The organism is Leifsonia shinshuensis, assembly GCF_031456835.1.
Lineage (GTDB): Bacteria > Actinomycetota > Actinomycetes > Actinomycetales > Microbacteriaceae > Leifsonia > Leifsonia shinshuensis_C.
Map to the genome: position 1 here is coordinate 3,018,487 of NZ_JAVDVK010000001.1, position 24,398 is coordinate 3,042,884.

At 71.6% G+C, this 24,398-nt stretch carries 24 protein-coding genes; 7 read left to right on the top strand and 17 right to left on the bottom strand.

What is annotated here, in order from left to right; translation table 11 throughout:
* The first annotated feature begins 1 nt into the window (after position 1).
* A complete protein-coding gene (locus tag J2W45_RS14745; protein ID WP_310133261.1) occupies positions 2-2,095 on the top strand; it encodes an ABC transporter ATP-binding protein in 2,094 nt (697 codons plus the stop codon).
* A gap of 190 nt (positions 2,096-2,285) precedes the next feature.
* On the opposite strand, the gene J2W45_RS14750 is transcribed toward J2W45_RS14745, so the two are convergent.
* The gene (locus J2W45_RS14750; RefSeq protein WP_310133263.1) at positions 2,286-2,783 is read right to left on the bottom strand and encodes a MarR family winged helix-turn-helix transcriptional regulator; all 498 of its coding nucleotides are present in this window, start codon (positions 2,781-2,783) and stop codon (positions 2,286-2,288) included.
* Between the two features lie 102 nt (positions 2,784-2,885).
* Here J2W45_RS14750 and J2W45_RS14755 point away from each other — a divergent pair, with 102 nt between their 5' ends.
* A complete protein-coding gene (locus tag J2W45_RS14755) occupies positions 2,886-3,683 on the top strand; it encodes an SDR family NAD(P)-dependent oxidoreductase (RefSeq protein WP_310133265.1) in 798 nt (265 codons plus the stop codon).
* A 56-nt stretch (positions 3,684-3,739) separates the two neighbouring features.
* Here J2W45_RS14755 and J2W45_RS14760 read toward each other — a convergent pair whose 3' ends face one another.
* Positions 3,740-4,312 (bottom strand): hypothetical protein, encoded by a 573-nt coding sequence (locus J2W45_RS14760; protein ID WP_310133267.1) that lies wholly within the window; start codon positions 4,310-4,312, stop codon positions 3,740-3,742.
* A 30-nt stretch (positions 4,313-4,342) separates the two neighbouring features.
* A complete protein-coding gene (locus J2W45_RS14765; protein ID WP_310133270.1) occupies positions 4,343-5,491 on the bottom strand; it encodes a zinc-dependent alcohol dehydrogenase in 1,149 nt (382 codons plus the stop codon).
* Between the two features lie 145 nt (positions 5,492-5,636).
* On the opposite strand from J2W45_RS14765, the gene J2W45_RS14770 reads away from it, so the two are divergent.
* Positions 5,637-6,095, top strand: a complete 459-nt coding sequence (locus tag J2W45_RS14770; protein WP_310133272.1) for a hypothetical protein — start codon at positions 5,637-5,639, stop codon at positions 6,093-6,095.
* A gap of 69 nt (positions 6,096-6,164) precedes the next feature.
* Here J2W45_RS14770 and J2W45_RS14775 read toward each other — a convergent pair whose 3' ends face one another.
* Together J2W45_RS14775 and J2W45_RS14780 are read right to left on the bottom strand one after the other, a co-directional pair.
* Positions 6,165-6,446, bottom strand: coding sequence for a Fe-S cluster assembly protein HesB (locus J2W45_RS14775; protein WP_310133275.1), 282 nt, complete (start codon positions 6,444-6,446; stop codon positions 6,165-6,167).
* A gap of 104 nt (positions 6,447-6,550) precedes the next feature.
* Positions 6,551-7,093, bottom strand: a complete 543-nt coding sequence (locus J2W45_RS14780) for a type 1 glutamine amidotransferase domain-containing protein (protein WP_310133277.1) — start codon at positions 7,091-7,093, stop codon at positions 6,551-6,553.
* 57 nt (positions 7,094-7,150) lie between these two features.
* On the opposite strand from J2W45_RS14780, the gene J2W45_RS14785 reads away from it, so the two are divergent.
* Both J2W45_RS14785 and J2W45_RS14790 read left to right on the top strand, forming a co-directional pair.
* Positions 7,151-7,975: an aldo/keto reductase gene (locus J2W45_RS14785; RefSeq protein ID WP_310133280.1), complete on the top strand. Its 825-nt coding sequence runs from the start codon at positions 7,151-7,153 to the stop codon at positions 7,973-7,975.
* A 109-nt stretch (positions 7,976-8,084) separates the two neighbouring features.
* Complete coding sequence (locus J2W45_RS14790) at positions 8,085-9,770, top strand: cell wall-binding repeat-containing protein (RefSeq protein ID WP_310133282.1); 1,686 nt, start codon at positions 8,085-8,087, stop codon at positions 9,768-9,770.
* Between the two features lie 113 nt (positions 9,771-9,883).
* Here J2W45_RS14790 and J2W45_RS14795 read toward each other — a convergent pair whose 3' ends face one another.
* From J2W45_RS14795 to J2W45_RS14850, 12 genes are all read right to left on the bottom strand, one after another.
* The gene (locus J2W45_RS14795; protein WP_310133284.1) at positions 9,884-12,022 is read right to left on the bottom strand and encodes a S9 family peptidase; all 2,139 of its coding nucleotides are present in this window, start codon (positions 12,020-12,022) and stop codon (positions 9,884-9,886) included.
* A gap of 38 nt (positions 12,023-12,060) precedes the next feature.
* A complete protein-coding gene (locus J2W45_RS14800) occupies positions 12,061-13,038 on the bottom strand; it encodes a zinc-binding dehydrogenase (protein WP_310133287.1) in 978 nt (325 codons plus the stop codon).
* A 3-nt stretch (positions 13,039-13,041) separates the two neighbouring features.
* Entirely contained in the window at positions 13,042-13,464 is a 423-nt protein-coding gene (locus J2W45_RS14805) for an organic hydroperoxide resistance protein (RefSeq protein ID WP_310133289.1), read from the bottom strand.
* Between the two features lie 71 nt (positions 13,465-13,535).
* Positions 13,536-13,988: a MarR family winged helix-turn-helix transcriptional regulator gene (locus tag J2W45_RS14810; RefSeq protein WP_310133290.1), complete on the bottom strand. Its 453-nt coding sequence runs from the start codon at positions 13,986-13,988 to the stop codon at positions 13,536-13,538.
* Positions 13,989-14,040: 52 nt separating this feature from the next.
* Positions 14,041-15,606, bottom strand: a complete 1,566-nt coding sequence (locus J2W45_RS14815; protein ID WP_310133293.1) for an FUSC family protein — start codon at positions 15,604-15,606, stop codon at positions 14,041-14,043.
* Between the two features lie 219 nt (positions 15,607-15,825).
* Positions 15,826-16,728: an ROK family protein gene (locus J2W45_RS14820; protein WP_310133296.1), complete on the bottom strand. Its 903-nt coding sequence runs from the start codon at positions 16,726-16,728 to the stop codon at positions 15,826-15,828.
* Positions 16,725-17,504: a copper homeostasis protein CutC gene (locus J2W45_RS14825; RefSeq protein ID WP_310133299.1), complete on the bottom strand. Its 780-nt coding sequence runs from the start codon at positions 17,502-17,504 to the stop codon at positions 16,725-16,727. The genes J2W45_RS14820 and J2W45_RS14825 overlap by 4 nt, the downstream gene beginning before the upstream one ends.
* Positions 17,501-18,520: an asparaginase gene (locus tag J2W45_RS14830; protein ID WP_310133302.1), complete on the bottom strand. Its 1,020-nt coding sequence runs from the start codon at positions 18,518-18,520 to the stop codon at positions 17,501-17,503. Before J2W45_RS14830 ends, J2W45_RS14825 begins: the two co-directional genes overlap by 4 nt.
* Positions 18,513-19,511, bottom strand: coding sequence for an amino acid ABC transporter permease (locus tag J2W45_RS14835; RefSeq protein ID WP_310133304.1), 999 nt, complete (start codon positions 19,509-19,511; stop codon positions 18,513-18,515). The genes J2W45_RS14830 and J2W45_RS14835 overlap by 8 nt, the downstream gene beginning before the upstream one ends.
* On the bottom strand, positions 19,508-20,152 hold the full coding sequence (locus tag J2W45_RS14840) for an amino acid ABC transporter permease (protein ID WP_310133307.1): 645 nt from the start codon (positions 20,150-20,152) through the stop codon (positions 19,508-19,510). The genes J2W45_RS14835 and J2W45_RS14840 overlap by 4 nt, the downstream gene beginning before the upstream one ends.
* Before the next feature lie 166 nt (positions 20,153-20,318).
* A complete protein-coding gene (locus J2W45_RS14845) occupies positions 20,319-21,257 on the bottom strand; it encodes a glutamate ABC transporter substrate-binding protein (RefSeq protein ID WP_310133310.1) in 939 nt (312 codons plus the stop codon).
* Between the two features lie 73 nt (positions 21,258-21,330).
* Positions 21,331-22,083, bottom strand: coding sequence for an amino acid ABC transporter ATP-binding protein (locus J2W45_RS14850; RefSeq protein ID WP_310133313.1), 753 nt, complete (start codon positions 22,081-22,083; stop codon positions 21,331-21,333).
* A 155-nt stretch (positions 22,084-22,238) separates the two neighbouring features.
* Between J2W45_RS14850 and J2W45_RS14855 the strand changes: the two genes are divergently transcribed.
* Both J2W45_RS14855 and J2W45_RS14860 read left to right on the top strand, forming a co-directional pair.
* The gene (locus tag J2W45_RS14855; RefSeq protein ID WP_310133316.1) at positions 22,239-23,426 is read left to right on the top strand and encodes an ROK family transcriptional regulator; all 1,188 of its coding nucleotides are present in this window, start codon (positions 22,239-22,241) and stop codon (positions 23,424-23,426) included.
* A complete protein-coding gene (locus J2W45_RS14860; protein ID WP_310133319.1) occupies positions 23,423-24,376 on the top strand; it encodes a Gfo/Idh/MocA family protein in 954 nt (317 codons plus the stop codon). The genes J2W45_RS14855 and J2W45_RS14860 overlap by 4 nt, the downstream gene beginning before the upstream one ends.
* Positions 24,377-24,398 lie beyond the last annotated feature (22 nt).

Genomic DNA, 24,398 nt, shown 5'->3' on the forward strand with positions numbered 1-24,398 from the left:
GATGGCGCGCACCACGGAACGCAAGAAGCGCGGCGGCCGCCCGGAGGACGGGCAGACGCCGACCGCGAAGGACATCGTCCTCGACGAGCTGGAGGAGGAGTACGACTTCACGCCCACCGAGGCCGACGGCGACATGTTCGGCGGCGCGCCGGCCAAGAAGGCGAAGAACTTCTGGCCGTCCTTCAAGCGGCTCATGAGCCTGCTGAAGCCCGAGTGGCTCGGGATGGCGTGGGTCACCCTCCTCACGGTCGTGTCGGTCGTGCTCGTCGTCATCGCGCCCAAGATCCTCGGTGATGCGACCAACGTGATCTTCCGGGGCGTCATCGCCTCGCAGCTCCCTCCGGGGGTGCCGGTCGACCAGGTCATCGAGCAGTTGCGCGCCTCGGGCCAGAACCAGCTCGCGGACGTCGTGGCCGCCTCCGGCGTCACCACCGGCGAGGGGATCGACTTCACCGAGCTCGGGCGCCTGCTGCTGATCGTGCTGACGATGTACCTCGTCGCGTCGCTGCTGCAGTGGTGGCAGGGCTACCTGCTCAACGCCCTGGTGATGCGGGTCGTCTACGGTCTCCGCAAGGACGTCGAGGCGAAGCTCAACCGGCTGCCGCTCAGCTACTTCGACACCCGGCAGCGCGGTGACCTGATGTCGCGCGTGACCAACGACGTCGACAACATCCAGACGGCTCTGCAGCAGGCGTTCTCGCAGCTCATCCAGTCCGTGCTGATGGTGATCGGCATCGGGATCATGATGTTCATCGTGTCGTGGCAGCTCGCGCTGATCGCGCTGATCTCCATCCCGCTCTCCGGTGTCATCGCCGGAGTGATCGGGTCGCGCTCGCAGAAGCTGTTCACCACGCAGTGGGCCTCGACCGGCGCGCTCAACGGGCACATCGAGGAGTCGTACTCGGGGCTCGACCTGGTGCGCGCGTTCGGCCGCGACGAGGTCATGCTCGCCGAGTTCGACTCCCGCAACGCCACCCTGCACAAGGCGCAGGTCGGCGCGCAGTTCGTCTCCGGCAGCATCATGCCGGCGATGAACTTCGTGTCGTACCTCTCCTACGTGCTGATCGCGGTGGTCGGCGGACTGAAGGTCGCGGCCGGTCAGCTGACCATCGGCGACGCGACGGCGTTCATCCAGTACTCGCGGGAGTTCTCGCAGCCGATCGGCCAGATCGCCGGCATGGCGAACATGCTGCAGTCCGGTGTCGCGTCGGCGGAGCGGACGTTCGAGTTCCTCGACTCCGAGGAGCAGACGCCCGACACGGCCACCGAGCACCTGCCGGAGCGGGCCGACGGCCGGGTCGAGCTCGACCACGTCGACTTCTCCTACGAGCCGGAGACGCCGCTCATCACCGACCTGTCGCTCAGTGTCCAGCCGGGCAGCACGGTCGCGATCGTCGGCCCGACCGGTGCGGGCAAGACGACGCTGGTCAACCTGATCATGCGGTTCTACGAGCTGAACGGCGGAGCCATCCGCCTCGACGGCATCGAGACCACGCACCTGTCGCGGGCCGAACTCCGCGGCCAGGTCGGGATGGTGCTGCAGGACGCCTGGCTGTTCTCGGGCACGATCCGCGAGAACATCCGCTACGGACGTCTCGACGCCACCGACGACGAGGTGATCGCGGCGGCCAAGGCCACCATGGTCGACCGCTTCGTGCGCCAGCTGCCCGACGGGTACGACACCGTGATCGACGCCGAGGGCGGCAACGTCTCGGCCGGCGAGCGGCAGCTGATCACCATCGCCCGGGCGTTCATCGCGAACCCGTCGCTGCTCATCCTCGACGAGGCCACCTCCTCCGTGGACACCCGCACCGAGCTGCTGGTGCAGCACGCGATGGCGGCTCTGCGCACGGACCGCACGTCGTTCGTGATCGCGCACCGGTTGTCCACCATTCGGGATGCGCACACCATCCTGGTCATGGAGAGCGGCCGCATCGTCGAGCAGGGCGACCACGCCACCCTGCTCGCCCGGCGCGGCGCGTACTACGACCTGTACATGACGCAGTTCCGCGGCGGCGACGCCGAAGCCGAGCAGGACCGCGAGGAGCAGCAGCAGAGCCGGTCCGACGTGGCCGAGGAGCTGGCGGCGCCGTAACGCGAGCCGCGGCGACAGCGGAATGGTGCACGGGCGGCCGAGCGGGGTTGAGGCCGCCCGTGCACTGCAGACCATCCAATGACGGCCGCTCCGGGGTCGGCAGTCGATTGACGGTTGCGCACGGATGTGCGACTAGAACGCGTGGTTCATCCCGCGCTGCTATGTACGGATTCCCGCGACGCCCGGCCGGTCAGCCGTCGGCTTTCGGGGGCACCCACGTCGGCGCCGGGCCGATCCCGGCGTTGATCCGTGCGCTGATCTGCCGGAGCTGCGCGACCTGGGCCCGGGTGAGCCGGTCGAAGACCAGTTCCTGAACGAGCGCGTGGTGCGCCGGCGTGGACCGGCCCACCAGCTCGTGCCCGGCGTCGGTGAGGATCGCGAGCGTGAATCGGCCGTCCGCCGGGTCGGTCTGCCGGTGCGCCCAGCCGTTCTTCTCGAATCGGGAGATCGCACGCGAGAGGCGCGACAGGGTGCTGCTGGCGTATCCGGCGAGCGTGCTCATCCTCAGCGTGCGGTCGGGCGCCGTGTCTAGCGCGAAGAGCAGGCCGTGCTCGTAGTGGGTGAGACCGCTGTCGCGCTGCAGTTGTGCGTCGAGCGCTGCCGGCAGCCGCTCGAGGAGTGTGGCGATCGCCGCCCAGGCTTCGAGCTGATCGGGATCGAGACCGGACGGGGGGAGTGCTGCGGTCATGACCGGAGTCTAACGGACTTGCTCAAGCAAGTCAGCAGAGGTAGTGTCACTTGCCTAAGCAAGTCATCGACCCGGCACGAGATGCCGCAGGAAGGATCGAGCATGGACCTCCAGCTCGCGGGCAGAAGCGCATTCGTCAGTGGATCGACACGGGGCATCGGATTCGCCGTAGCGGATCGGCTCGCCGCGGAGGGCGCACGGGTCATCCTGAGCGGGAGGCATCCGGAGACTCTGGAGGCGGCCGTGACGCGGCTGCGGACCGCGCACCCGGGGGTCGAGCATTCGGGCGTGGTCGTCGACTTCGCCGACCCGGCCCGCATGGGCGCGCTCCTGGACTCGGACGCACTCGGTGAGATCGACATCCTCGTCAACAACGTCGGGATGTTCGGGCTCGCGGAGTTCGAGACCATCGACGACGCGGAGTGGGCGCGCTACCTCGAGGTCAACCTGATGAGCGGCGTGCGCCTGTCGCGCCTCGCTCTTCCCGGCATGATCGAGCGGGGGTGGGGCCGCGTGCTGTTCATCAGCAGCGAGTCCGGCGTCAACGTCCCGGCCGACATGGTCCACTACGGCGTCACCAAGGCCGCGATGATCGCGCTCAGCAACGGCCTGGCCAAGCGGACGCGCGGCACCGCCGTCACGGTCAACACCGTCCTCGGCGGCCCGACCTACTCGGACGGCGTCGCCGACACGGTCGAGGCGATCGCTGCATCCCAGTCGGCCCCCGTCGACGCGGTGAAGGCCGCGATCATCGGTCAGAACCGCACCACGCTGCTCGAGCGCTTCATCGACCCGGATGAGATCGCCTCGCTGGTCGCCTACCTGGCGAGCCCGCTCGCGTCGGCGACCAACGGCGCCGCTGTCCGGGCCGACGGCGGAGTGCTCACGGCGACGCTCTGACCGGGGGATTCCACCCGGTCAGAGCGCGGCCCCACCGCATCCACGAGCCGGCCGGCTCAGCGGCGTCCCACGAGCTTCGCGACCGTCCGCACCGCGAACACTCCGGCGAGCACCCACGGTCCCACCACGATGATCGGGTCGAGCCAGGTGTGCCTGAGGTCGGCGCGCTGCACCCCGAACCGGGACGAGATCGGATGGTGGCCCACCTCGCCGAGCACGCCCGACTCGGTGATCGGGTCGTCCGGGCGGCGTGACGCGAACGACCTCAGGTGCTCGGTGATCGCATCCACCCGGTCGCCGGCGACGAGCACCAGCCAGTGCGCCGTCTGGCCCTCGCTGTAGCGGTCGTAGGCGAATCGGCGGATGGCGCCGGACAGCCCGTGCAGTGGCTGTGCCGTGCCGAACACCGGTGTCAGCCGCTCGTGCTCCACCGAGCGCTCGCGGCCCCTCGTCGGCTCCTGCTGGACGGGCATGGTCCAGTGGGCGCCCGTCGCCTCCGGCGGTTCGAGGCGCTCGCGCGGGTGCGATGGGCGGTCGGCCGGGTCGCTGTCGACGCCCCAGCCGGGGATCCTCTGGCGCAGCGCCTCGGGGTCGTACTTCTTTGTGTGGTCACTCGCCACGTACGGCATGTCGGTCTCCTTACTTCGGCGGTGGTCGTCCTACGCGGCGCTCGGCACCACGAGCGGCTTGATGATGCCGTCGAGCTTCGACGAGAACAGGTGGTACCCGTCCTGGATGTGCTCCAGCGGGATGCGGTGGGTCACGATGTCACTCGGCGTCAGGTAGCCGTTGCGCACATGCTCGAACAGGCGCGGCCACTGCCGCTTCACCGGGCACTGGTTGGTGTTGATGCGCAGCCCCTTGTTCATCGCGTCGCCGAACTTGACCGCGCTGAACAGCGGTCCGTAGGCGCCCATCACGGAGATGGTGCCGCCCTTGCGCACCGAGTCGATCGCCCAGTTCAGCGCGACCGGCGAGCCGCCCTGCAGCTTCAGCTTGGAGGAGGTGACGTGCTGCAGCACCGCCCCGTCGGCCTCGGCCCCGACCGCGTCGATGACGACGTCCGCCCCGAGGCCGTCGGTCGTGTGCTTGAGCATCCGGACGATGTCGCCCTCCTCGACGAAGTTGTACGTCTCGGCGTGGGCGAACGACCGCGCCTTCTCCAACCGGTAGTCGAGGTGGTCGATCACGATCACGCGCCCGGCGCCCATCAGCCAGGACGACTTGGCGGCGAACAGGCCGACCGGGCCGGCCCCGAACACCACGACGGTGTCGCCCTCCTCGATCTCGCCCAGCTGCGCGCCGAAGTAGCCGGTCGGCAGCGCGTCGGTGAGGAGCACGGCGTCCTCGTCCGACATCCAGTCGGGGATGACGGTCGGCCCGACATCCGCCAGCGGCACCCGCACGTACTCGGCCTGGCCGCCGTCGTAGCCGCCCGTCGTGTGCGAGTACCCGTAGATGCCGCCGACCGCGGTCGCGTTGGGATTCACGTTGTGGCAGTTCGAGTACAGCCCGCGCACGCAGAAGTAGCAGCTGCCGCAGAAGATGTTGAACGGGACCATCACGCGGTCGCCCACCTTCAGGTTCTGCACGTCCGGTCCGACCTCGTCGACGACGCCGATGAACTCGTGGCCGAACGTGTGCCCGATCCGTGTGTCCGGCATCATGCCGTGGTAGAGGTGCAGGTCGGAGCCGCAGATCGCGGCCAGGGTCACCCGGACGATCGCATCGCCGGGATGCTCGATCCTCGGTCGGTCCTTCTCCTCGACCCGGATCTTGTACGGGCCGCGATAGGTCATTGCCAGCATGTGGGCTCCTTTCGTCGCGCCCAGTCCATGCCACCCATTCGGGGGAGTCGAGGAGTTGACACGTGGGCCCTGCCGTGGCCTTACACCGATTCGCTAGGCAAGTGAACGAGTTGCCGCCGTCGTGTTCCGGCCGTAGAACGGAAGCATGACGAAGGACGAACGCGCCTCCCTGCCCCCGGGCCCCGACTTCAAGTACGGCGGGTACACCGTGCGGCTGGAGCCGGAGCACGGCCGGACCGGACGCTGGCGCGTGGTCGACGACGAGAACTACTACGGGCTGATCGCCGCCTCGGAGCCGATCAACGGCGACCCGGAGGTGCACTTCGCGGCGCATTTCCCCGGCGAGGAGGAGATCCCGCCGATGAAGATCGTGCCGTTCTGGACGTCGGCGGCCGAATTCCTGCTGGACGCCGGCGAGGGGGAGCCCCTGTGGGGGCTGCCGGACGACCGCACCGCGCCGCATCCCATCGTGGCCGAGGAGTTGGTGCCCCCGGCCGAAGACGCACCCGGCGCGGATGTGGACGGCGGAGCGACCGCAGGCCAGACCGCCACCGAGACCGGCGCCGCCGACCCGGCGCCGGCGGAGCGGACGGACGTCGCCTGACGCCGGTCCGCCCCGCGAACGACGAAGGCCCGGAGCCGAACGGCTCCGGGCCTTCTCGTGAGCGGCGGACTAGGCGGTCGCGCCGATCGCGAAGCTGACGGCTCCCTGGTCGTCGACCTGCGCGTCGAGCACCTTGTCGTCGAGCACCTCGGCGGCCTGCGTCTCGAGGAAGATGCGGGCGCCGCCCGACTCGACCACCTGATCCGAAGCCTCCGGCTCCGGGGTGACGGCCGCCGCGAAGGCGGTGTTATCGGGGTTGCTGCTGCTGATCCGCAGCCCGGCGGTCTCCTCGGGGGACTGCTCGGTCAGCGTCTTGACGATCGTGCTGGCGTTCTCCGTGAGGGTGAGCATGAGCTCTCCTTCCGTTCGATGGTCCAGGAGTGCACTACGTTCCCGCATCCCGTGGAGGGAGGCAACCGCCATGGAGGCCATTGCCAGGGAACACTCACGGCTTCTTACTCGAAGGCCTTCAGGATCTCGCGGTCGAACGCCTCGAGGTCGTCGGGCTTGCGCGACGAGACCAGCGTGAACGGTCCGTCGTCCACCACGACCTCCTGGTCCACCCAGGTGGCGCCCGCGTTGCGGTAGTCGGTCTGGAGGCTCGGCCAGCTGGTCAGCGTACGTCCGTCGACCACTCCGGCCTCGATGAGCACCCAGCCGCCGTGGCAGATCACCGCGATCGGCTTGCCGGCGTCGGCGAACGCCTTGACCAGCGACACCGCCTCAGGGAAAGTCCGGACCTGGTCGCCGTTCGCGACGCCGCCCGGGAGCACCAGGGCGTCGTAGTCGTCGGCGCTCGCGGCGTCGAGGGTCACATCCACCGGGAACGTGTCGGCCGGGGTCAGGTGGTTGAAGGCCTGCACCGTGCCCTGCTCCTTCGAGATCAGCTTCGGCGTGCCGCCGGCGTCGCTGACCGCTGTCCACGGCTGCACCAGCTCGGCCTGCTCGATGCCCTCCGGGCCCACCAGGAACGCGATGGTCTTGTCGTCCAATGCCATGTGTCGTTCTCCTTTCCTCTCCTCACCTGTACGCGCGGGGAGCGGCAGAATGAACCCATGCCGACCATCCCGCAGCTGACTCTCAACGACGGCAACGCGATCCCCCAGCTGGGCTTCGGTGTCTACAAGATCCCGGACTCCGAGACGGCGGATGCGGTGGTGGCGGCGCTGGATGCGGGCTACCGCCACATCGACACGGCGGCCTTCTACGAGAACGAGCGCGGGGTGGGCGAGGGCATCCGCCGCAGCGGCCTCGACCGGTCGGATGTCTTCGTCACCAGCAAGGTGTGGTGGACGGACAACGGCTACGACTCGACGCTGCGCTCGTTCGACCGGAGCCTGGAGCTTCTGGGCTTCGACACGATCGACCTGTTCCTCATCCACTGGCCGGCACCGAAGAGCGACCGCTACGTCGAGACCTGGCGCGCGCTGGAGCGGGTGCGCGACGAGGGCCGCGCGCGGTCCATCGGCGTGGCCAACTTCCACACGCACCACCTCGACCGGCTGGCCCGGGAGACGGCCACGGTCCCGGCCGTGAACCAGGTCGAGCTGCACCCGTGGCTGCCGCAGGAGGAAGTGCGGGCCTACGACGCCGCGCACGGCATCGTGACGGAGGCGTGGTCGCCGCTCGCTCGCGGGCGGATCCTGGGCGATCCGACGCTCGACCGGCTGGCGGACAAGCACGGCGTGACGCCCGCGCAGGTCGTCATCCGCTGGCAGCTGCAGCTGGGCAACGTCGTCATCCCGAAGTCGACCTCGCCGGAGCGCATCCGCTCGAACCTCGACGTGTTCGGCTTCGTGCTCGACGCCGAGGACCTCGCGGCCATCGCGGCGCTGGAGACCGGCGAGCGCACCGGCAAGGACCCGGACGATCTCGGCTGAGCCGTTCGTGGCTCGCGCCCGTGTGCCGCTAGGCTCACTCCAGCGACGGGTCGGAGCGTGCACGGTGCACGCAGGGCCACCCATGACACGTCGTTGGGGGAGTCTCTCGATGAAGGTCCGTCTCGTCGCCGTCGCCGGCGCGCTCGCCGTCCTCGCCGCAGCTCTGCTGCCCGCGGCGCCCGCCGCCGCCTGGCAGGTGTTTCCGCTCGCGCCGGCCGGGTCCATCGACACGGTGAGGGTGTCGTACGTCGGCACCGATTCCCGGCCGATGCTGCATCTCACCGGGTGGGCCGCGGACCTCAACGACCGTGGGGCGAACGGCCTCACGACGGCCGGCATCGAGTTCACAGCGGCTGCTCCCGGTGGCGCCCGGGTGAGCATCGGGTACGCCGAGAACCACGATTTCGCGTATCCGCGGCCGGACGTCCCGCGCGTCTACCCGACCGCCGGGCCGAATCAGGGCTTCGACTTCCGCTCCGGCTACCTTCCCGGCACGGGTCTCGTCAACGTCTGCGCCCGCCTGTACAACATCAACGCGCAGCCGTACACCGCCGTCTTCACCTGCTTCAACGTCGCGGTGCCCGCCACCCGTCCGCCGCTGGCGACGATCACCGGCCCCGTGACCAGTGGTTTCGCCACCGCCGGGTCGGCACTGACCGCGTCGCTCGCTGCTCCGAGCGGCGGCACCGACACGTACAGCTGGACCAGCTGGAACGGGCTCGGCGGCGGCAGCCCCGGAGGCTATCCGTTTCCGATGCCGGGCGCGACCTCGGCGACGTACACGTCGACGGTGGCCGATGTCGGCCGCGACCTCCGTGCCGTCGTGACCACGCGACTGCCGAGCGTGACCATCGAGCAGCAGACGGATCCGGTCGGCATCGACCTCCCGCTCTCCGGCGGCTGGTCCCGCGTCGCCTCCTCGGACCGCTTCGCCACGTCGGTGGCGGTCTCCCAGAGCGCGTTCCCCGATTCTGCGGCCGGCGTGCCGGTCGCCTACGTCGCCTCCGGCGTGACGTTCCCGGATGCGCTCTCGGCCGGCGCCGCCGCAGCGAAGAAGCACGGCACGCTCCTCCTCACGCGCCCCGGCGCACTCGACCCGAACGTGGCGGCCGAGCTGGTCCGCCTCCACCCGCAGCAGGTGATCGTGGTGGGCGGCGTCCAGGCGATCACGGATGACGTGGTCGCCGCGATCCGCGCGCTGCCGTTCTCGCCGGATGTCCGCCGGATCGGCGGCGCCGACCGCTTCGAGGTGTCGCGCGCCATCATCGACGACGCCTTCGGCACGAGCGCGCCCGACGTCTACGTGGTGACGGGCAACGCGTTCCCCGACGCCCTGGCCGCTGCCGCCGCCGCCGCGCAGACCGGTCGGCCGGTGCTGCTCGTGAACGGCTGGCTCGGTGCCGCCGATACGGCGACGAAGGATGCGCTCCGCCGATGGGGCACGACGCACGCCACCGTGGTCGGCGGTTCGGACGTGGTCACCGACGGCCTCGCCTCCACCCTCGGCGTCCCGGCGGACCGCGTCGCGGGGTCGGACCGCTTCTCGACGGCGGCCGAGCTGGCGCGCACCCTCCCGCACACCGGCGTCACCTACATGGCGAGCGGTCTCAACTTCCCGGACGCCCTGACGGCGGCGGTGCTGGCGGTCGCGCATCCCGGACCGCTGCTGCTCGCCACGGGGTGGTGCGCCCCGGTCAGCGCCCTCTCCGCCATGCAGGACACGGGCGTCACGCGCCTGGTCGCCGTGGGCGGCGACGCGGTGCTGAACAGCAACTCCTGGTTCGACGCCTGCTGACCGCGGCCGCCGCGCGGCGCGGCTGACTGCGGTCGTTCGGAACGATTGCGCCCGGTCGACCCGGCTTAGACGTTCCGAACCGGCGCAGTCACGCCCGGGTCACGGCGCCCTCCTCACTCACCCGACGGGTGCGCCCCCACGACGTCGAGCAGCCACGCGAGCGCGAACGCCCGCTCCCGCCAGGCGGCGTAGCGCCCGGAGACCCCGCCGTGACCGGCGGCCATCTCGATCTTCAGCAGCGGGTCCGCATCCACCTCGCGCAGCTTCGCCACCCACTTGGCCGGCTCTACGTACAGCACGCGGGTGTCGTTCAGGCTGGTGATGGCGAGGATGCGCGGATAGTGCGTTTCATGCACGTTCTCCAGCGGAGAGTACGACTTCATGTAGTCGTAGACCTCCGGGTCGTGCAGCGGGTCGCCCCACTCGTCCCACTCGATGACCGTGAGCGGCAGCGACGGGTCGAGGATGCTGGTCAGCGGATCCACGAAGGGCACCTCGGCCAGGATGCCCGCGAAGTCGCGCGGGGCCAGGTTCGCGACGGCGCCCATCAGCAGGCCGCCGGCGCTGCCGCCCTGTGCGGCCAGGCGCGACGGCTCCGTCCATCCGCGGTCGACGAGGTGCCGGGCCGCGGCGACGAAGTCGGTGAAGGTGTTCTTCTTGTGTAGCTTCTTGCCGTTCTCGTACCAGAGCCGGCCGAGCTCCCCGCCGCCGCGCACGTGCGCGATGGCGAAGACGACGCCACGGTCGAGGAGGCTGAGGCGCGGGATGCTGAACGACGGGTCCATGCTGGCCTCGTACGAGCCGTAGCCGTACAGCACCAGCGGCGCCGGTTCGCCCGGGGTGACGAGGTCGTTGCGGTAGACCAGCGAGATCGGAACGCGGGCGCCGTCGGGGGCGATCGCCCACTCCCGGCGCTGCTCGAACAGGGACGGGTCGAACGCGCCGAGCACCGGCTGCTGCTTGCGCAGGGCGAGTTCGCCCGTCCGCACGTCGTAGTCGTAGACCGTCGAGGGCGTGACGAAGCTGCCGTAGCCGAGGCGCAGGAACGGCTGCGTCCACTCCGGGTTCCCGCCGACCCCCACGGTGAACAGCTGCTCGTCGAAGTGCAGCTCGTGCGGGGTGTCGTCGCCGGGATGCTCCCCGGCCGGGTCGGGCACGCGCGCGACGGCCACTCGCGTCATCCCCTCGCGGCGGTACTCGACGCTCACGAAGTCGCGGAACGCATCCACACCCTCCAGCCGCACGGCGGGGTCGTGGGGGAGGAGCACCCGGCGCGGCCCCTGCGGGTCGTCGGCCGAGACGCTGACGAGCTCGAAGTTGACGGCCTCGTGGTTGTGCACGATCAGCAGGCGGTCGTGTCCGCCGACGACCGCGTGCTCCACGTCGTACTCGACGCCCTCGACGCGCGGCCACACCACCGTGAACTCGCCGGTCGGGTCGTCGGAGCGCAGCAGCCACGCCTCGCTGGTGATGTTGGAGCCGGCCTCGATCACGAGGAACCGCCGGCTGCGGGTCAGGCCGACGCCGATCCAGTACCGCTCGTCCGGCTCGTGGAAGACCTGCACGTCGTCCACGTCCGGCCCGTCGCCGACGCGATGGCGCCAGACGGTGTCCGGCCGCCAGGAGTCGTCGACGGTCGTGTAGAAGATGTAGGCGCCGGTCTGGTCGAAGAGCGCGCCGCCCGCCGTGCCGGTGATCTCGTCGGGGAAGGTCACGCCGTCGTCGGCCAGCGACCGGACGCGGAGCGTGTAGCGCTCGTCGCCCTCGGTGTCGACCGCCCACAGCAGCCGGGTGCCGTCCGCGCTGATGTCGAAGCTGCCGAGCGCGTAGAAGTCGTGACCCTCGGCCTCTGCGTTGTCATCGAGCAGGATCTGCTCGCCGGGGAGGCCGTTGCGCTGGGCGTCGTCGTCGAGGGTGGGCGGCGCCCAGTCGTCGGGGGAGGCAATCGGCGCGCGGCAGTGGATGCCGTACTGCTTCCCCTCCACCGTGCGGGTGTAGTACCACCAGTCGCCCTCGCGGACCGGGACGCTCAGGTCGGTCTCGCGGGTGCGCGCCTTGATCTCGTCGAAGATCTGCTCCCGCAGCAGCGCCAGGTGCTCGGTGCGCGCGTTGGTGTACGCGTTCTCCTCGTGGAGGTGGGCGGTCACCGCGGGGTCGTCCTTCGCGCGGAGCCACTCGTAGTCGTCGACGTAGACGTCGCCGTGGTGGATGCGTTCGACGGGCTTCTTCGGCGTGACCGGCGGGGTGAGCATGAGCCCAGGCTATCGGCCCGTGCCCACCCCGGCCGGGCTCACGGGCGGAGCAGGACCTTGCCGACGCGGCCGGGCCGGCCGCTCGCCTCGACGGCGGCGCGGATGTCCGCGAGGGTGTGGACGCCGGCGACCGGCAGGGTCAGGGTGCCGTCCTGGGTGCGGGCGAACAGCTCCTGGAACAGCCGGTTGCGTTGGTCGGCGGGCATTTCGCGGCTGACCACGCTTCCCCAGAAGCCCTTCACGGTGGCCTGCTTGAAGATGATGTCGCCCGAGGCGAGCTCCAGCGTCGGGGACGCCATGGCGCCGAACACGACGAGTGTGCCGTTCACCGCGAGCGTCGAGAGCACGTCGCCGGCCGCCGAGCCGCCGACCGAGTCGACGCCGACGCGGAGCGGTGCGCCGTCGGTCAGGGCGGCGAGCTGCTCCCGCCAGTCGGCGTCGTCGGTCGCGATCACGCGCTCGATGCCCTGCGCCCGCAGCTCCTCGACTCCGGCGGCCCGGCGGACGAGCCCGACGACGTTGATGCCGCGAGCCGCGCCGAGCTGGGCGACCATGCGGCCGACGGCTCCGTTGGCGGCGTTCTGGATCAGCCAGTCGCCCTCCGCCAGGTCGAGCGACTCGAGCAGGCTGATCGCGCTGAACGGCATGGACACGAGCTGCGCGGCGGACTCGTCCGGCAGTGCATCCGGGACGGGGATGAGGCCCGCCGCGCGGGTGACGAAGTACTCCGCCCACACGCCGAAGGTGCCGCCGGTGACGACCCGCTGGCCGACCGTGAGCTGGTCGACGCCCTCGCCGAGCGCATCCACCACGCCCAGCGCCTCGGTGCCGGCCTGGGCGGGGAGCTCCGGCTTGAAGCCGTAGGTGCCGCGGACCGTCCACAGGTCGTGGTTGTGGATGGGCGAGAGCAGCATCCTCACGCGGACCTCGCCCGCGCCGGGCTCGGGGAGCGGGCGCTCGTCGACGGACAGGACCTCGGCCGGGTCGCCGAATTCGTCGTGGATCAGTGCCTTCATCGCTCAGTCCTCCGAGACCGTGATCGTAACGTCGATGTTGCCACGGGTCGCGTTCGAGTAGGGGCACACGGTGTGGGCGGCGTCGGCGAGGGCCTGGGCCTGCTCCGCCTCGATGCCGGGGAGGACGACCTCGAGCAGCACGGACAGCTGGTAGCCGCCCTCGCCGTTCGGTCCGATCTCGACGCGGCCGCCGACCGACGAGCCGTCGAGCTTCACCTTCTGGCTGCGCGCGACCGCCTGCAGTGCGGAGTGGAAGCACGCGGCGTAGCCCGCGGCGAAGAGCTGCTCGGGGTTGGTGCCCGCTCCCGAGCCGCCCATCTCCTTGGGCACGGCCAGGTCGAGGGCGAAGGAGCCGTCGCTGGTGGCGACCCGGCCGTCGCGGCCGGCGCCGGTGGAGAGGGCTTCTGCGGTGTAGAGGACGTTCATCTGTGCCTTTCAGGTGTTTCGGTTCGCCGGACGTGTTCAATTCGCCGGACGTGTCAGTGCGCCGGACGTGTTCAGTTCGCCGCGGGGGCGGGTTGCTGCGCCGCGGCGTGCATGGTCTCCGTGAGCCGGTGCAGGGTGTCGATGAGCGCTTCGGCCGCCTGCGCGTCCGGCAGGCCGGTCCCGGCCGCGATCCGGGCGGGGATGTGCGCGAGCTGGGGACGCAGTTCCTGCCCGCGCTCGCCGATGGTCACCGTGACGACCCGCTCGTCCTCGCTGCGGCGTTCGCGGCGCACGAGGCCGGCCTCCTCCATGCGGCGGAGCAGCGGGGACAGGGTCCCGGAGTCCAGCTGGAGGTGGTCGCCGAGCGACCCGACGGTCTGGTCGCCCTCCACCCACAGGGTGATGAGCACCAAATACTGGGGATAGGTGAGCCCCCACGGCTCCAGGAGCGTACGGTACGCCTGCGTGGTGGCACGCGTCGCGGCGTAGAGCGAGAAGCACACCATCTCATCGGTCACGGGCATGCCGTTATCGTTTCACACAACCAAGTTGTGCACAACTTAAATCAGGGTGCGTTCAGTCGCTTCCCAGTGCCCTGGTGACCCCGGATAGCCCGGCGCGGAGACGTGCAGGGTCGACGGGTTCCGCAAGCGCGGCGCGGGCTCGGGCGACGGCGGCCCGTACCCGGGACGTGGCGTCCGCGTCCTGGTCGGCGGTGTGCCCCGGGCGTCGCGTGAGGAAGCGGTCCAACGCCGCGGGGAGCGGTTCCACCGCGTCGATGCAGTCGATCGGAAGCGTCGGGCGCTCGCCTCTTCGCGGACGGGCCGCGTGCACCAGCCGGGTGGCGCGATGGGCCGGCGCCAGCTGACGGATGCGGTCGACCGCGGCGTCGACCTGCTGCCGGGCGGCCGTGCGCGCCGACGGATCTTCGGGATCGACCGCGGCCGCGTCGGCGAGGGCTGCGAGGAGCTCCGAGAGGCGCTGGCGGAGAACGTCGATGCTGCGCACCGGCAGCACGAACCAGCTCGCGGCGATGCCGAGCGCCGCGCCCACCACGATCGCCAGCATCCGCTCGGCGAGCATCCCGGTCTCCCCGGTGAGCGTGGCGGTGCCGGTCAGCTGCTGGAGCAGAGAGAGCACCAGCGTGACCGTCAGTGCCCAGAAGGCGTAGCTGTAACCCCGCAGCCAGGTTCCGACGAACAGCGCAACGAAGATGACGACGACCCCCGCGAATCCCGACGCCTCCGGGGCCGCGTGGGAGGCGGCGACGGTGGTGAGGGCGACGGCCGCGATCGTGCCGCCGAGGGCCCCCAGGATGCGCAGAGCGCTCTTGTGCAGCACGTCGCCGCGACCGCGGTTGCCGGAGCAGACGAGGAACGCCGTCAGCACCACCCACATCGCGTGGTCGGGGAACACGATCCAGCCGACGACGAACGCCGCCGTCAGGGCCACCGCCATCTGCAGGGCCATGCGGGTGCTGGCGGGCAGGCGGCGGCTCCGCGCGTTCGGTCGGGACCCGGATGAGGCGGACCCGTCGCGGGGCGGCCGGGGCGGCCGGGGCGGGGACGCGGCGGGCGCTGTGTCGCGCGCGGAGCGCTTCCGCCCGGGCAGGACCAGGAGGATCTCCCGCGCGAGGCCGACCCAGAGCGTCGCCACGATCCCGGCGAGGAGCACGAGCACGGTGGTGCGCCACGGCTGCGCGTCGGGCGCGGGTTGCACGGGGGCGACCAGCATGGCGGTGAGCGGCAGTGCGATCAGGCCGCCGAGCCGCGCCGCTCGCTCCCCGAACCGGCGCATCCAGATCGGGATGCTCATCCCCGCCACGAACAGGGCCGCGCCGACCGGAGGCACCGCCACGAGGAGCCACCCGACGGCGCCGGCGACGAGCCCGATCACGGGCAGCAGCACGGCCGACCGCGCGAACTCCGCCCGCGTCGCAAAAGTGCGCCGTCCGAGGCTCAGGGCGACCACCGTCGCGAGCACCGCAGCGCTGGTCAGCTGCGCGCCGCCGCCGGAGGCGGTGCCGCCGGAGAGTGCGACTCCTGCCCACCACACCGTCGCGCAGGCGGCCGCCGCGGCGGCGGTGACGACGAGCGCTGCAGCCGCATCGGCGGCATACGCCGCGACTCCCCGTCCGCCCACCGGCACATCCTCTCACCGCTCGCGGCCCTCCGTCGCGCACGCGCATCCAGGGGTGGGGGCCGCCCCGCAAAGGGGGGGGGGGGGAGGCGGGGGGGGGGGCCCCCCCGGGGGGGGGGGGCGGGGCCGCCCCCCCCCCCCCCCCCCCGCCGTCGGGGGGGGCGGCCCCCCGGCCCCCCCCCCCACCCCTCGATGGGCGGGACGCCGTGCCGCGCCGCCGCGTCAGCGCGCCGCGTCGAACGCGAGCAGCGCCGCGCCGGCCCGGCCGGCGTCGCCGCCGAGCGCGCTGCGCACGACCGGCGGGCGCTCGCGCCACGCCAGCCCGGCGCTCATCCGCTCGCCGAGCGGGCCGAAGAGGGCGTCCCCGGCGTGCGACACCCCGCCGCCGAGCACCACGAGGCCCGGGTCGAGCAGCAGGGTGAGGATGTTGAGCCCCTGTGCGAGCACGTCCAGTGCCTCCGACCAGATGCGGTCGGCGAGCGGGTCCCGGCCGAGGCGCTCGACGATCCGCCGGGTGCTCAGCGCCTCGCCTCCGGCCGCCCGGTACCGGCGCGCGACGCCGGCCCCGGACATGTAGACCTCCAGGCAGCCGCGCTGTCCGCACGTGCACGGCTCTCCGCCCGGGATGACCGGGATGTGGCCGAACTCGCCGGCGGCGCCGGTCGCGCCGGTGACGGCGCCGCCGGACGAGACGAGGGCGGCGGCGACGCCCGTGCCGATCGGCACCAGGGCGAAGTCGCCGTAGCCGCGGGCCGCCCCGCTGTTCCGCTCCGCCAGCCCTGCCGCGCGCACGTCGTGCCCGACGGCGACCGGCAGACTCAGCTCGGAGCGCAGGATGTCGAGCAGCGGCACATCCCGCCACCCCAGATTCGAGGCGTAGTGCACCAGCCCGCGCTGCTCGTCGAGCATCCCGGGCGTCGCCACTCCCGCCCCGACGACGTCGTGCCCGTCCTCGGTGGCAGCGCGCCGGAGGTCGTCGAGCATGCCGACCAGGGCGGTGAGGATGCCGTCGGCGGGCGTCGCCCGCGTCGACTCGGAGACCGTGGCCCCGTCTTCGGCGACGACGGCGCCCTTCATGGCGGTGCCGCCCAGGTCGACGGCCAAGACGACAGGCAGCGCGCTCATGCGAGCCGCTCCCCAGCGGCGGTCGGCGCAGCGCCAGCGCCAGCGCCGGACACCGCATCCACCACCGCACGCACCACGTCACCCGAGGTCACCTCGCGCGAACCATGGTCGTACGCGGTCGGCGCTCCAGCGGCCACCGTCGCGACGGTGAGCGGCGCGCGCAGGTGCACCTCCCGCACCCCGCTGCGCTCGACCAGCTCGGCCGCATTCGCCGGGCGGATGCCGCCACCGGCGAGGACCGCGATGCGGTCGCCCGCCTGCTCCACCAGCCGGGCGAGCCCGTCGGCGCCCTCGAGGGCGCTGGACGCACCGGCGGAGGTCAGCACCCGGCTGACGCCGAGGTCCACGAGCTGCTCGAGGGCCGCCGCGCGGTCCGGCAGCTGATCGAAGGCCTTGTGGAACGTCACGGGCGCCTCTCCGCACGCCGCCACCAGCCGCCGGGTGGCGTCCGCATTGATCCGCCCGTCCGCCCGAAGTGCGCCGAGCACGAACCCCAGCGTCACCCCCGACGGGTTGGGCAGGGCGCGCATCGAGTGGATGTCGTCCACCATCGCCTGCAGCTCGTCCTCGTCGTACACGAAGTCGCCGGGCCTCTGGCGGATGAGCACCTGGATGCCGATCCGCAGGGCGGCGCGCAGCGCACCGCCGACGGTCCCGATCGAGGGCGTGATGCCGCCCTCGGCCAGCGCGGCGCACAGTTCGACGCGGTCGGCGCCCGCCTCCTCCGCCACCCGGACGCCGGCGAGGTCGTCCAGGCAGATCTCGACCGAGGTCACGCGAGGCGCCCCAGCGCCGCCTCGAGGTCCGCACCGAGCTCGATCGCGCCGACCGGCACACCGCCGCCGAGCACCGGCAGGTCGACCAGGGCGCGGGCGCCGTCGATCGGCGTGCCCAGCGCCTCCAGCACCCGCAGGGCGATCAGCGTGGTCGCGCGCGGGCTGCCGTCGACGATTTTCATCGCGACCGACGTGCCGTCCGCCGCCGCGACCCCGATCACACCCTCCGCGCCGCCTTTCGCGAGCGCGCCGGGGACCGTCTCCATCAGTGTCGTGTTCTGGTGCCCGGTGCCCCCGACGTAGTACGGGTGCTCCCGCATCGCGTCCGCGACGGCGCGCTCGGGCGTCCCGGGGTCGGCCTGCACGAGCCGGCCGAAGGCGCGCGCGATCCCGCGCACGCTGGTGCCGAACAGGGGAGCGCCGCAGCCGTCGATCGCGTCGTGACCCACCGGCACTCCGGTGAGGCGGGCCATCGTCTCGCGGAGGTGCTGCTGCAGTGGATGCGCAGGGTCCAGGTACCCAGCGGTCGGCCAACCGTTGGCGGCGGCGGCAAGCAGCATGGCGGCGTGCTTGCCGGAGCAGTTCATCCGCACCCGCGAGCGGCCCTCGCCGTCGCGGACCATCCGCTCGAACGTCTCCTCGTCCTCCGGCCGGTCGACCGGGCAGCCGAGCGCCGCATCGTCGACGCCCGCGCGCGCGAGCAGCTCCCGCACCAGCCGCACGTGCTCGTCCTCACCGGTGTGGCTGCCCGCGGCGATGGCGAGCGCCGGGCCGGAGAGCTCGGCCCCTGCGGTGAGGCACCCGAGCGCCTGCAGCGGCTTCACGGTGCTGCGCGGCAGCACCACGGCATCCACGTCACCGAGCTCGATCAGCGGCGCTCCGGACGGGTCGAGGGCGACCAGGCTGCCGAAGTGCCTGCTCTCGATGAGGCCCGAGCGGCGCACCACCGCCAGCTCGGCCAGCGCGGGCGAACCGGCGGACGAGGGGATGGACACGGTGGGCGCGGCGTCAGTCATGGTCGCCTTTCGAGACGGGGAGGGAGGCGGAGTCCACGTCAGGGTCGTCGCCCTCCACGGCCGAGACGACGGGAAGGGACGGCAGGATCGGCTGGACGGCCGCGGGCGTCGCCGTCCGTCGCCGCGAACCGCGCTGCAGCCGTGAGGCGAACGCCGACAGGCTGCCGTTGACGATCAGGTAGATGACGGTGACCGCGACGTAGGTCGGGATGAGCAGGTGCAGGTACGAGGCGAGCACCTGGCCGCGGTAGAGCAGCTCGGTGAAGGCGACGATGTAGCCGAGGGACGTGTCCTTCAGCAGGCTGACGAACTGCGTCACGAGCGACGGCGTCACGTTCCGCACCGCCTGGGGGAGGACCACGTACGCCATCGCCTGCGCCGGGCGCATCCCGAGGCTCAGGGCGGCCTCGCGCTGACCCCGCGGGAGGCTGAGGATGCCCGCGCGGATGATCTCGGCGAAGACAGCCGCATTCGCGATCGTCAGCGGCACGACCAGCTTCCACAGGGTCGGCAGGTTGATGCCGATCTGGGGCAGGCCGAACAGCATGAGGTAGATCACGAGCAGCACGGGAACGGTACGGGCGATCTCGATGTACAGGCCGCAGAGGAAGCGGATCCACCGCACGTGGCTGATCCGGCCGAGGGCGAGCAGGACGCCCAGCAGGGCGCCGAGCACTGCGACGATCGCCGCCGCCTCCAGCGTGCCGAGCAGCCCGACCAGCAGGTACTGCCAGATCGGCCACTCCGTGAAGGGCGCCCAGCGCTCCGGCGCCAGCTGTCCGTGGGAGGCGAACTGCCAGAGCCCGGCGCCGATCACGATCGCGAACAGCACGATGCTGACGATCGACCCGAGCAGGATGCGGCGGCGGCCGCGCGGGCCGGGCACGTCGTAGATGAAGGAGGCGCCGTACCGCTGCGTGGAGCGGCCCGCGGCGCGCCGCGTGGAGCGGCGCCCGGGCGCCGGGCGGTCGGGGATGAGCTGGGCGGTCATCGGACGATCGCCACCTTCCGTTCGACCCAGCCGGCGGCGAGGCCGATGGCGAGGGCGATGGCCATGTACACGAGTCCGGCGCTGGAGAAGATCAGGATGGGCTGCGCCGCGACGAGGTTCACCTTGTTGACGGCGGCGGTCAGCTCGACCACGCCGACCGCGGCGGCGAGAGCCGTGTTCATCGCGAGCGCGATCATCACGTTGCCGATCGGCTGGACGACGGCGCGGAGCGCCTGCGGCACGACGACGTAGCGCAGCGACTGCCAGAGGGTGAGACCGAGCGCGCGGGAGGCCTCCACCTGTCCGACCGGGACCGTGTTCACTCCCGAGCGGACGGCCTCGGCCACGTACGCGGCCTCGTAGACGGTGAGCACGATGATGGCCGTCGGCGTGAGCGGCAGCAGGATGCCCGCATCCGGAAGCGCGAACACGGCGAGGAGGAGCAGGGCCAGCAGCGGCACGTTGATGAAGAACTGCACGTAGAGGAACGCCGCGGCGCGCAGCACGGGGATCGGGCTGACGCGGGCGATGGTCACCAGCACCCCGAGGACGATGGAGCCGACGCCGGCCACCACGGCCATCAGCAGGGTGGTGCCGAGCGCCTGGACCAGGGGTCCGAGGTTGTCGATCAGGGGGTTCATCGGTCTCTCGTCGCAGCGGATCGGGGAGGAGGCGGGGGAGGGCGGGATGCCCGGTGAGGTGGCCGGATGCGCGCGGACGTGGGGGTCGCCTCACACGCGCACCCGGCCGGTCTGGTCGGAGGCGTCGCCTCCGGGGTTTCAGGAGCCGGGGCTCAGGAGCCGGGGCTCAGGAACCGGGGACGGAGCCGATCTCCGGCGGGGTCGGCACGTCGGAGTCGGTCACGGTGCCGAGCGTGGTCTTCCACGCCTTGCCCCACTGGCCGCCCTTCTGGATGGTCTTCAGCCAGTCGTTGACGAACTTCTTGAAGTCGTCGTCGCCGTGCTTGAGGCCGATGCCGTAGGGCTCCTTGGTGAAGGGCTGCCCGACGACCTTGATCTGCTTCTCGCTGGCTGCGTCGCTGGCGAGCAGGGTGTAGTCCTGCACGTACGCGTCGCCGCGGCCCTGGATGAGCGCCTGCACGGCGGCCGGGTCGGTGCCGAACGCGGTGACGGTCGCCTTCGGGGCGATCTTCGGCACCTCGGTGACAGCGGGAGTGTTGGCGCCGACGATCACGGTCTTGCCGTCGAGGTCCTTGTAGCTCGAGATGTCCTTGTTGTCGCTCTTCACGGCGACGGCCAGGCCGGACTCGAAGTACGGACCCGCGAAGTCGACCTGCTTCGCGCGCTCCTCGGTGATCGTGTACGTGTTGAACACGACATCCACCGTGTCGTTCTGCAGCATCGCCTCACGCGTCTCGGACGCCGGCGGAACGATCTCCACGTTCGGCTTGCCCAGGATGTAGGTGGCGAGCAGCTTGGCGAGCTCGGCGTCGAAGCCGTTCACCTTCGACGGGTCGGTCGGGTCCTGCTGCGACAGCAGCGGGGCGTCGAGCGCCTCGGCGACGATGAGCTTGCCGCGCTTCTTGATCTTCTCCATGGTCGAGCCGGAGAGGATGAGGTCGGCCTTGGCGACCGGCGCGCCGGCGAGCACGGAGTCTCCGGACGCGGTCGAGCTGGCGTCGCTGCCGGGCAGTGCCGTGTTTCCGGAACAGGCGGTGACGGCGAGCGTCACGGCCGCGAGCAGGACGCCGGCGACGGCGCTCTTCCTGCGGATGCTGCGGGTCATGGGATGCATCCCTTTCTGATGTGGACGGGGTGTGATGTGGAGCGGTGGTGCGCGGCCTCGTGCGACGCGGGGGTCAGTGCGACAGCACGGAGGCCAGGAACGACTGCGCCCGCGCGGTGGCCGGCGAGTCGAAGAACTGTGCGGGCGGGGCCTGCTCGACGATCTGGCCCCGGTCCATGAAGACGACGCGGTCGGCCGCTCGGCGTGCGAAGCCCATCTCGTGCGTGACCACGATCATGGTCATGCCCTCGGACGCCAGGGAGGTCATGACGTCGAGCACCTCGCCGACCATCTCCGGGTCGAGGGCGCTCGTCGGCTCGTCGAACAGCATGACCTTCGGCTGCATCGCCAGGGCGCGTGCGATGGCCGCACGCTGCTGCTGGCCGCCGGAGAGCTGTGCCGGGTGGCTGTCCGCCTTGTCGGCGATGCCGACGCGGTCGAGCAGCTCCATCGCCTGCGCCTTCGCCGCCTCCTTGCCGAGCTTGCGGACCTTGAGCGGCGCCAGCGTGACGTTGTCGAGGATGGTGCGGTGCGCGAAGAGGTTGAACGACTGGAACACCATCCCGACCTCGGCGCGGAGCTTCGCGAGGGGCGCTCCCTCGGCGGGGAGCAGTTCGCCGTCGACGCGGATCTCCCCGGAGTCGATGGTCTCGAGGCGGTTGATGCTGCGGCACAGCGTCGACTTGCCGGATCCGGACGGACCCACCACGACGACGACCTCACGCTCGGCCACGTCGAGGTCGATGTTCTGCAGCACGTGGAGGTCGCCGAAGTGCTTGTCGACTCCGCGCAGGCTGACCATCGGCCGTGCGTCGGTTGCTGTCATCGTTCCTCGCATCGTTGTCGGGCAGGTTTCGATGAGCGTACTAAGTGTTCGCCGATAACCGCAATATCGAATTTACTTCATGCGATATCGAACAAAGTCGGTACAGTATCCTCAACGCAGTGCGGGCGATGGACGCTCGCCGTCGAGGGGATGCCATGACGAGCACGATCGAGGGGACGCCGGTTCAGACCGGCCCCGGCACGCCGGGAGGCATCCTCGACCTCGTCCGCTCCGGGCGTTCCCGCTCGCGCGCCGACCTGGCTCGGAGCACGGGACTGTCGCCCTCCACCGTCTCCCAGCGGGTGGATGCTCTCATCGCCGCCGGCTACCTGCGCGAGGCCGGGGCGGGCGTCTCCCACGGCGGCCGCCGCCCGCGCGCCCTCGAGGTGGATGCGTCGACCGGCGTGGTCTGCGCCGCCGACCTCGGCTCGCACCACGCGACATTCGGGCTGATCGACCTCTCCGGCCGCCTGATCGCGTCCCGCACCGAACGCATGGACATCGCCGAGGGACCCGCGGCCGTGCTCGGCTGGATCGCCGCCGTCGGGCGCGAGCTCACCGCCGCCAACGCGGCGCCCGGCCAGACGCTGCGCGGATTCGGGATCGGCCTGCCCGGCCCCGTCGACTCCACCACCGGTCGCATGGTGTCGCCCTCGCGCATGCCGGGCTGGAACGGCGTGGATGTGGCCGCCGAGCTGACCGCGATCAGCGGTCTCCCGGCCGCTGTTGACAACGACGCCAATCTGATGGCCCTGGGGGAGTACGACCGGCTGGGCGGCGAGGTCGGCGAGCTCGTCTTCGTGAAGGCCGGATCGAGCATCGGGTGCGGCATCGTCGCCTTCGGCGGCGTCTATCACGGGCACCACGGCATGGCGGGCGACATCAGCCACGTCACGGTGCCCGGCGCGCCGGACGTGCTCTGCTCCTGCGGCCGCATCGGGTGCCTGGATGCGGTGGCCGGCGGCGCGGCGATCGTGCAGGCGCTGCGCGCCTCCGGCGTCGACATCTCCGACACCCGGGAGGTGCTGGCCCTCGCGCGGGACGCGCATCCCCGTGCCACGCAGGAGCTGCGGGAGGCGGGACTCCGCACCGGCGGCGTGCTCGCCACCATCATGAACTTCTTCAACCCCCAGCGCCTCGTGCTGGGCGGCATCCTCGGGGAGGCGGAGGCGTTCGTCGCCGGTGTCCGCTCCGCCATCTACTCCGCCTGCCTTCCGATGATCACCGACCAGCTCGACATCGCGGTGAGCGTCGCCAAGGAGAACGCAGGCATCGGCGGTGCCGGCCGGCTCATCCTCGACTCGGTGTTCGACCCGGCGCGCGTCGACCTCGTCGTGCGATGACGGACGGCTCGCCGCAGCACGCCGCCGCGCGGCACGGTGCCGCGCGCCATGCCGCCGCGATCGTCGGCGCCGGCCGGATGGGCCGCGCGCACGCGGCCGCCTGGCGGAGCGCCGGGGTGCCGGTCCGCTGGGTCGTCTCTCCGCGACACCGGCCGGACCTGGCCGATGCGCCGGACGCCCGCTGGGCCACCGCACTCGACGAGGTGCTGGCGGATCCGGACGTCACCATCGTGTCCATCTGCACGCCCACGCCGTCGCACGCCGATCTCGCGGTGCAGGCGCTGGAGGCCGGCCGGAACGTGCTGCTCGAGAAGCCGATCGCGCTGACCATGGACGACGCACTGCGGGTGCAGGATGCGGCATCCCGCGCCTCCGGACTCCTCATGGTGGCTCACGTGGTCCGCTTCTTCTCGGGCTACGCCGCCCTCGCGGAACGCGTGGCGGCCGGCTCGGTGGGACGCCCGCGCGTGGTCCGGGCCTCCCGCATCTCCGGCCGGCCCGCGGGCTACGACTGGCTCGAGGACGAAGCGCGGTCCGGCGGGATGCTCGTCGACTTCGCCATCCACGACATCGACCAGGCGGCGCTGCACCTCGGGCGGGCGGTCGCCGTGACCAGTGTGCCGCTGTCGGGAGCCGGTTTCGGCGCGCCGGTCGTGACGACGATCGAGTACGCCGGCGGCGGTGCCGCCCAGCTGCTCAGCGTGTCGGATCTTCCTCCCGGTTCGCCGTTCCGCACCGGCTTCGAGGTCGTCGGCGACGCCGGGGTGGATGCGGCCGAGCCGGACGCCGGGGACGCCTTCGCCGAGCAGGCGCGGTACTTCGTGCGCTGCGTCGACACCGCCGAGACGCCGACGCGCGCTCCCGTCGAGGCCGCGGTGGAGGCGCTGCGGGTCGCCCTGGCCGCACGCGAATCCGCGCGCACCGGCCGCCGAGTCGCGCTGCGGGAGTGATCCGTCCCGCCCGGTAGGGTGG

Bases quoted from the DNA above. Each gene is read 5' to 3' on its own strand.
- J2W45_RS14745 (WP_310133261.1), top strand. From the start codon at position 2: ATGGCGCGCACCACGGAACGCAAGAAGCGCGGCGGCCGCCCGGAGGAC.
- J2W45_RS14750 (WP_310133263.1), bottom strand. From the start codon at position 2,783: ATGACCGCAGCACTCCCCCCGTCCGGTCTCGATCCCGATCAGCTCGAA.
- J2W45_RS14755 (WP_310133265.1), top strand. From the start codon at position 2,886: ATGGACCTCCAGCTCGCGGGCAGAAGCGCATTCGTCAGTGGATCGACA.
- J2W45_RS14760 (WP_310133267.1), bottom strand. From the start codon at position 4,312: ATGCCGTACGTGGCGAGTGACCACACAAAGAAGTACGACCCCGAGGCG.
- J2W45_RS14765 (WP_310133270.1), bottom strand. From the start codon at position 5,491: ATGCTGGCAATGACCTATCGCGGCCCGTACAAGATCCGGGTCGAGGAG.
- J2W45_RS14770 (WP_310133272.1), top strand. From the start codon at position 5,637: ATGACGAAGGACGAACGCGCCTCCCTGCCCCCGGGCCCCGACTTCAAG.
- J2W45_RS14775 (WP_310133275.1), bottom strand. From the start codon at position 6,446: ATGCTCACCCTCACGGAGAACGCCAGCACGATCGTCAAGACGCTGACC.
- J2W45_RS14780 (WP_310133277.1), bottom strand. From the start codon at position 7,093: ATGGCATTGGACGACAAGACCATCGCGTTCCTGGTGGGCCCGGAGGGC.
- J2W45_RS14785 (WP_310133280.1), top strand. From the start codon at position 7,151: ATGCCGACCATCCCGCAGCTGACTCTCAACGACGGCAACGCGATCCCC.
- J2W45_RS14790 (WP_310133282.1), top strand. From the start codon at position 8,085: ATGAAGGTCCGTCTCGTCGCCGTCGCCGGCGCGCTCGCCGTCCTCGCC.
- J2W45_RS14795 (WP_310133284.1), bottom strand. From the start codon at position 12,022: ATGCTCACCCCGCCGGTCACGCCGAAGAAGCCCGTCGAACGCATCCAC.
- J2W45_RS14800 (WP_310133287.1), bottom strand. From the start codon at position 13,038: ATGAAGGCACTGATCCACGACGAATTCGGCGACCCGGCCGAGGTCCTG.
- J2W45_RS14805 (WP_310133289.1), bottom strand. From the start codon at position 13,464: ATGAACGTCCTCTACACCGCAGAAGCCCTCTCCACCGGCGCCGGCCGC.
- J2W45_RS14810 (WP_310133290.1), bottom strand. From the start codon at position 13,988: ATGCCCGTGACCGATGAGATGGTGTGCTTCTCGCTCTACGCCGCGACG.
- J2W45_RS14820 (WP_310133296.1), bottom strand. From the start codon at position 16,728: ATGAGCGCGCTGCCTGTCGTCTTGGCCGTCGACCTGGGCGGCACCGCC.
- J2W45_RS14830 (WP_310133302.1), bottom strand. From the start codon at position 18,520: ATGACTGACGCCGCGCCCACCGTGTCCATCCCCTCGTCCGCCGGTTCG.
- J2W45_RS14835 (WP_310133304.1), bottom strand. From the start codon at position 19,511: ATGACCGCCCAGCTCATCCCCGACCGCCCGGCGCCCGGGCGCCGCTCC.
- J2W45_RS14840 (WP_310133307.1), bottom strand. From the start codon at position 20,152: ATGAACCCCCTGATCGACAACCTCGGACCCCTGGTCCAGGCGCTCGGC.
- J2W45_RS14845 (WP_310133310.1), bottom strand. From the start codon at position 21,257: ATGACCCGCAGCATCCGCAGGAAGAGCGCCGTCGCCGGCGTCCTGCTC.
- J2W45_RS14850 (WP_310133313.1), bottom strand. From the start codon at position 22,083: ATGACAGCAACCGACGCACGGCCGATGGTCAGCCTGCGCGGAGTCGAC.
- J2W45_RS14855 (WP_310133316.1), top strand. From the start codon at position 22,239: ATGACGAGCACGATCGAGGGGACGCCGGTTCAGACCGGCCCCGGCACG.
- J2W45_RS14860 (WP_310133319.1), top strand. From the start codon at position 23,423: ATGACGGACGGCTCGCCGCAGCACGCCGCCGCGCGGCACGGTGCCGCG.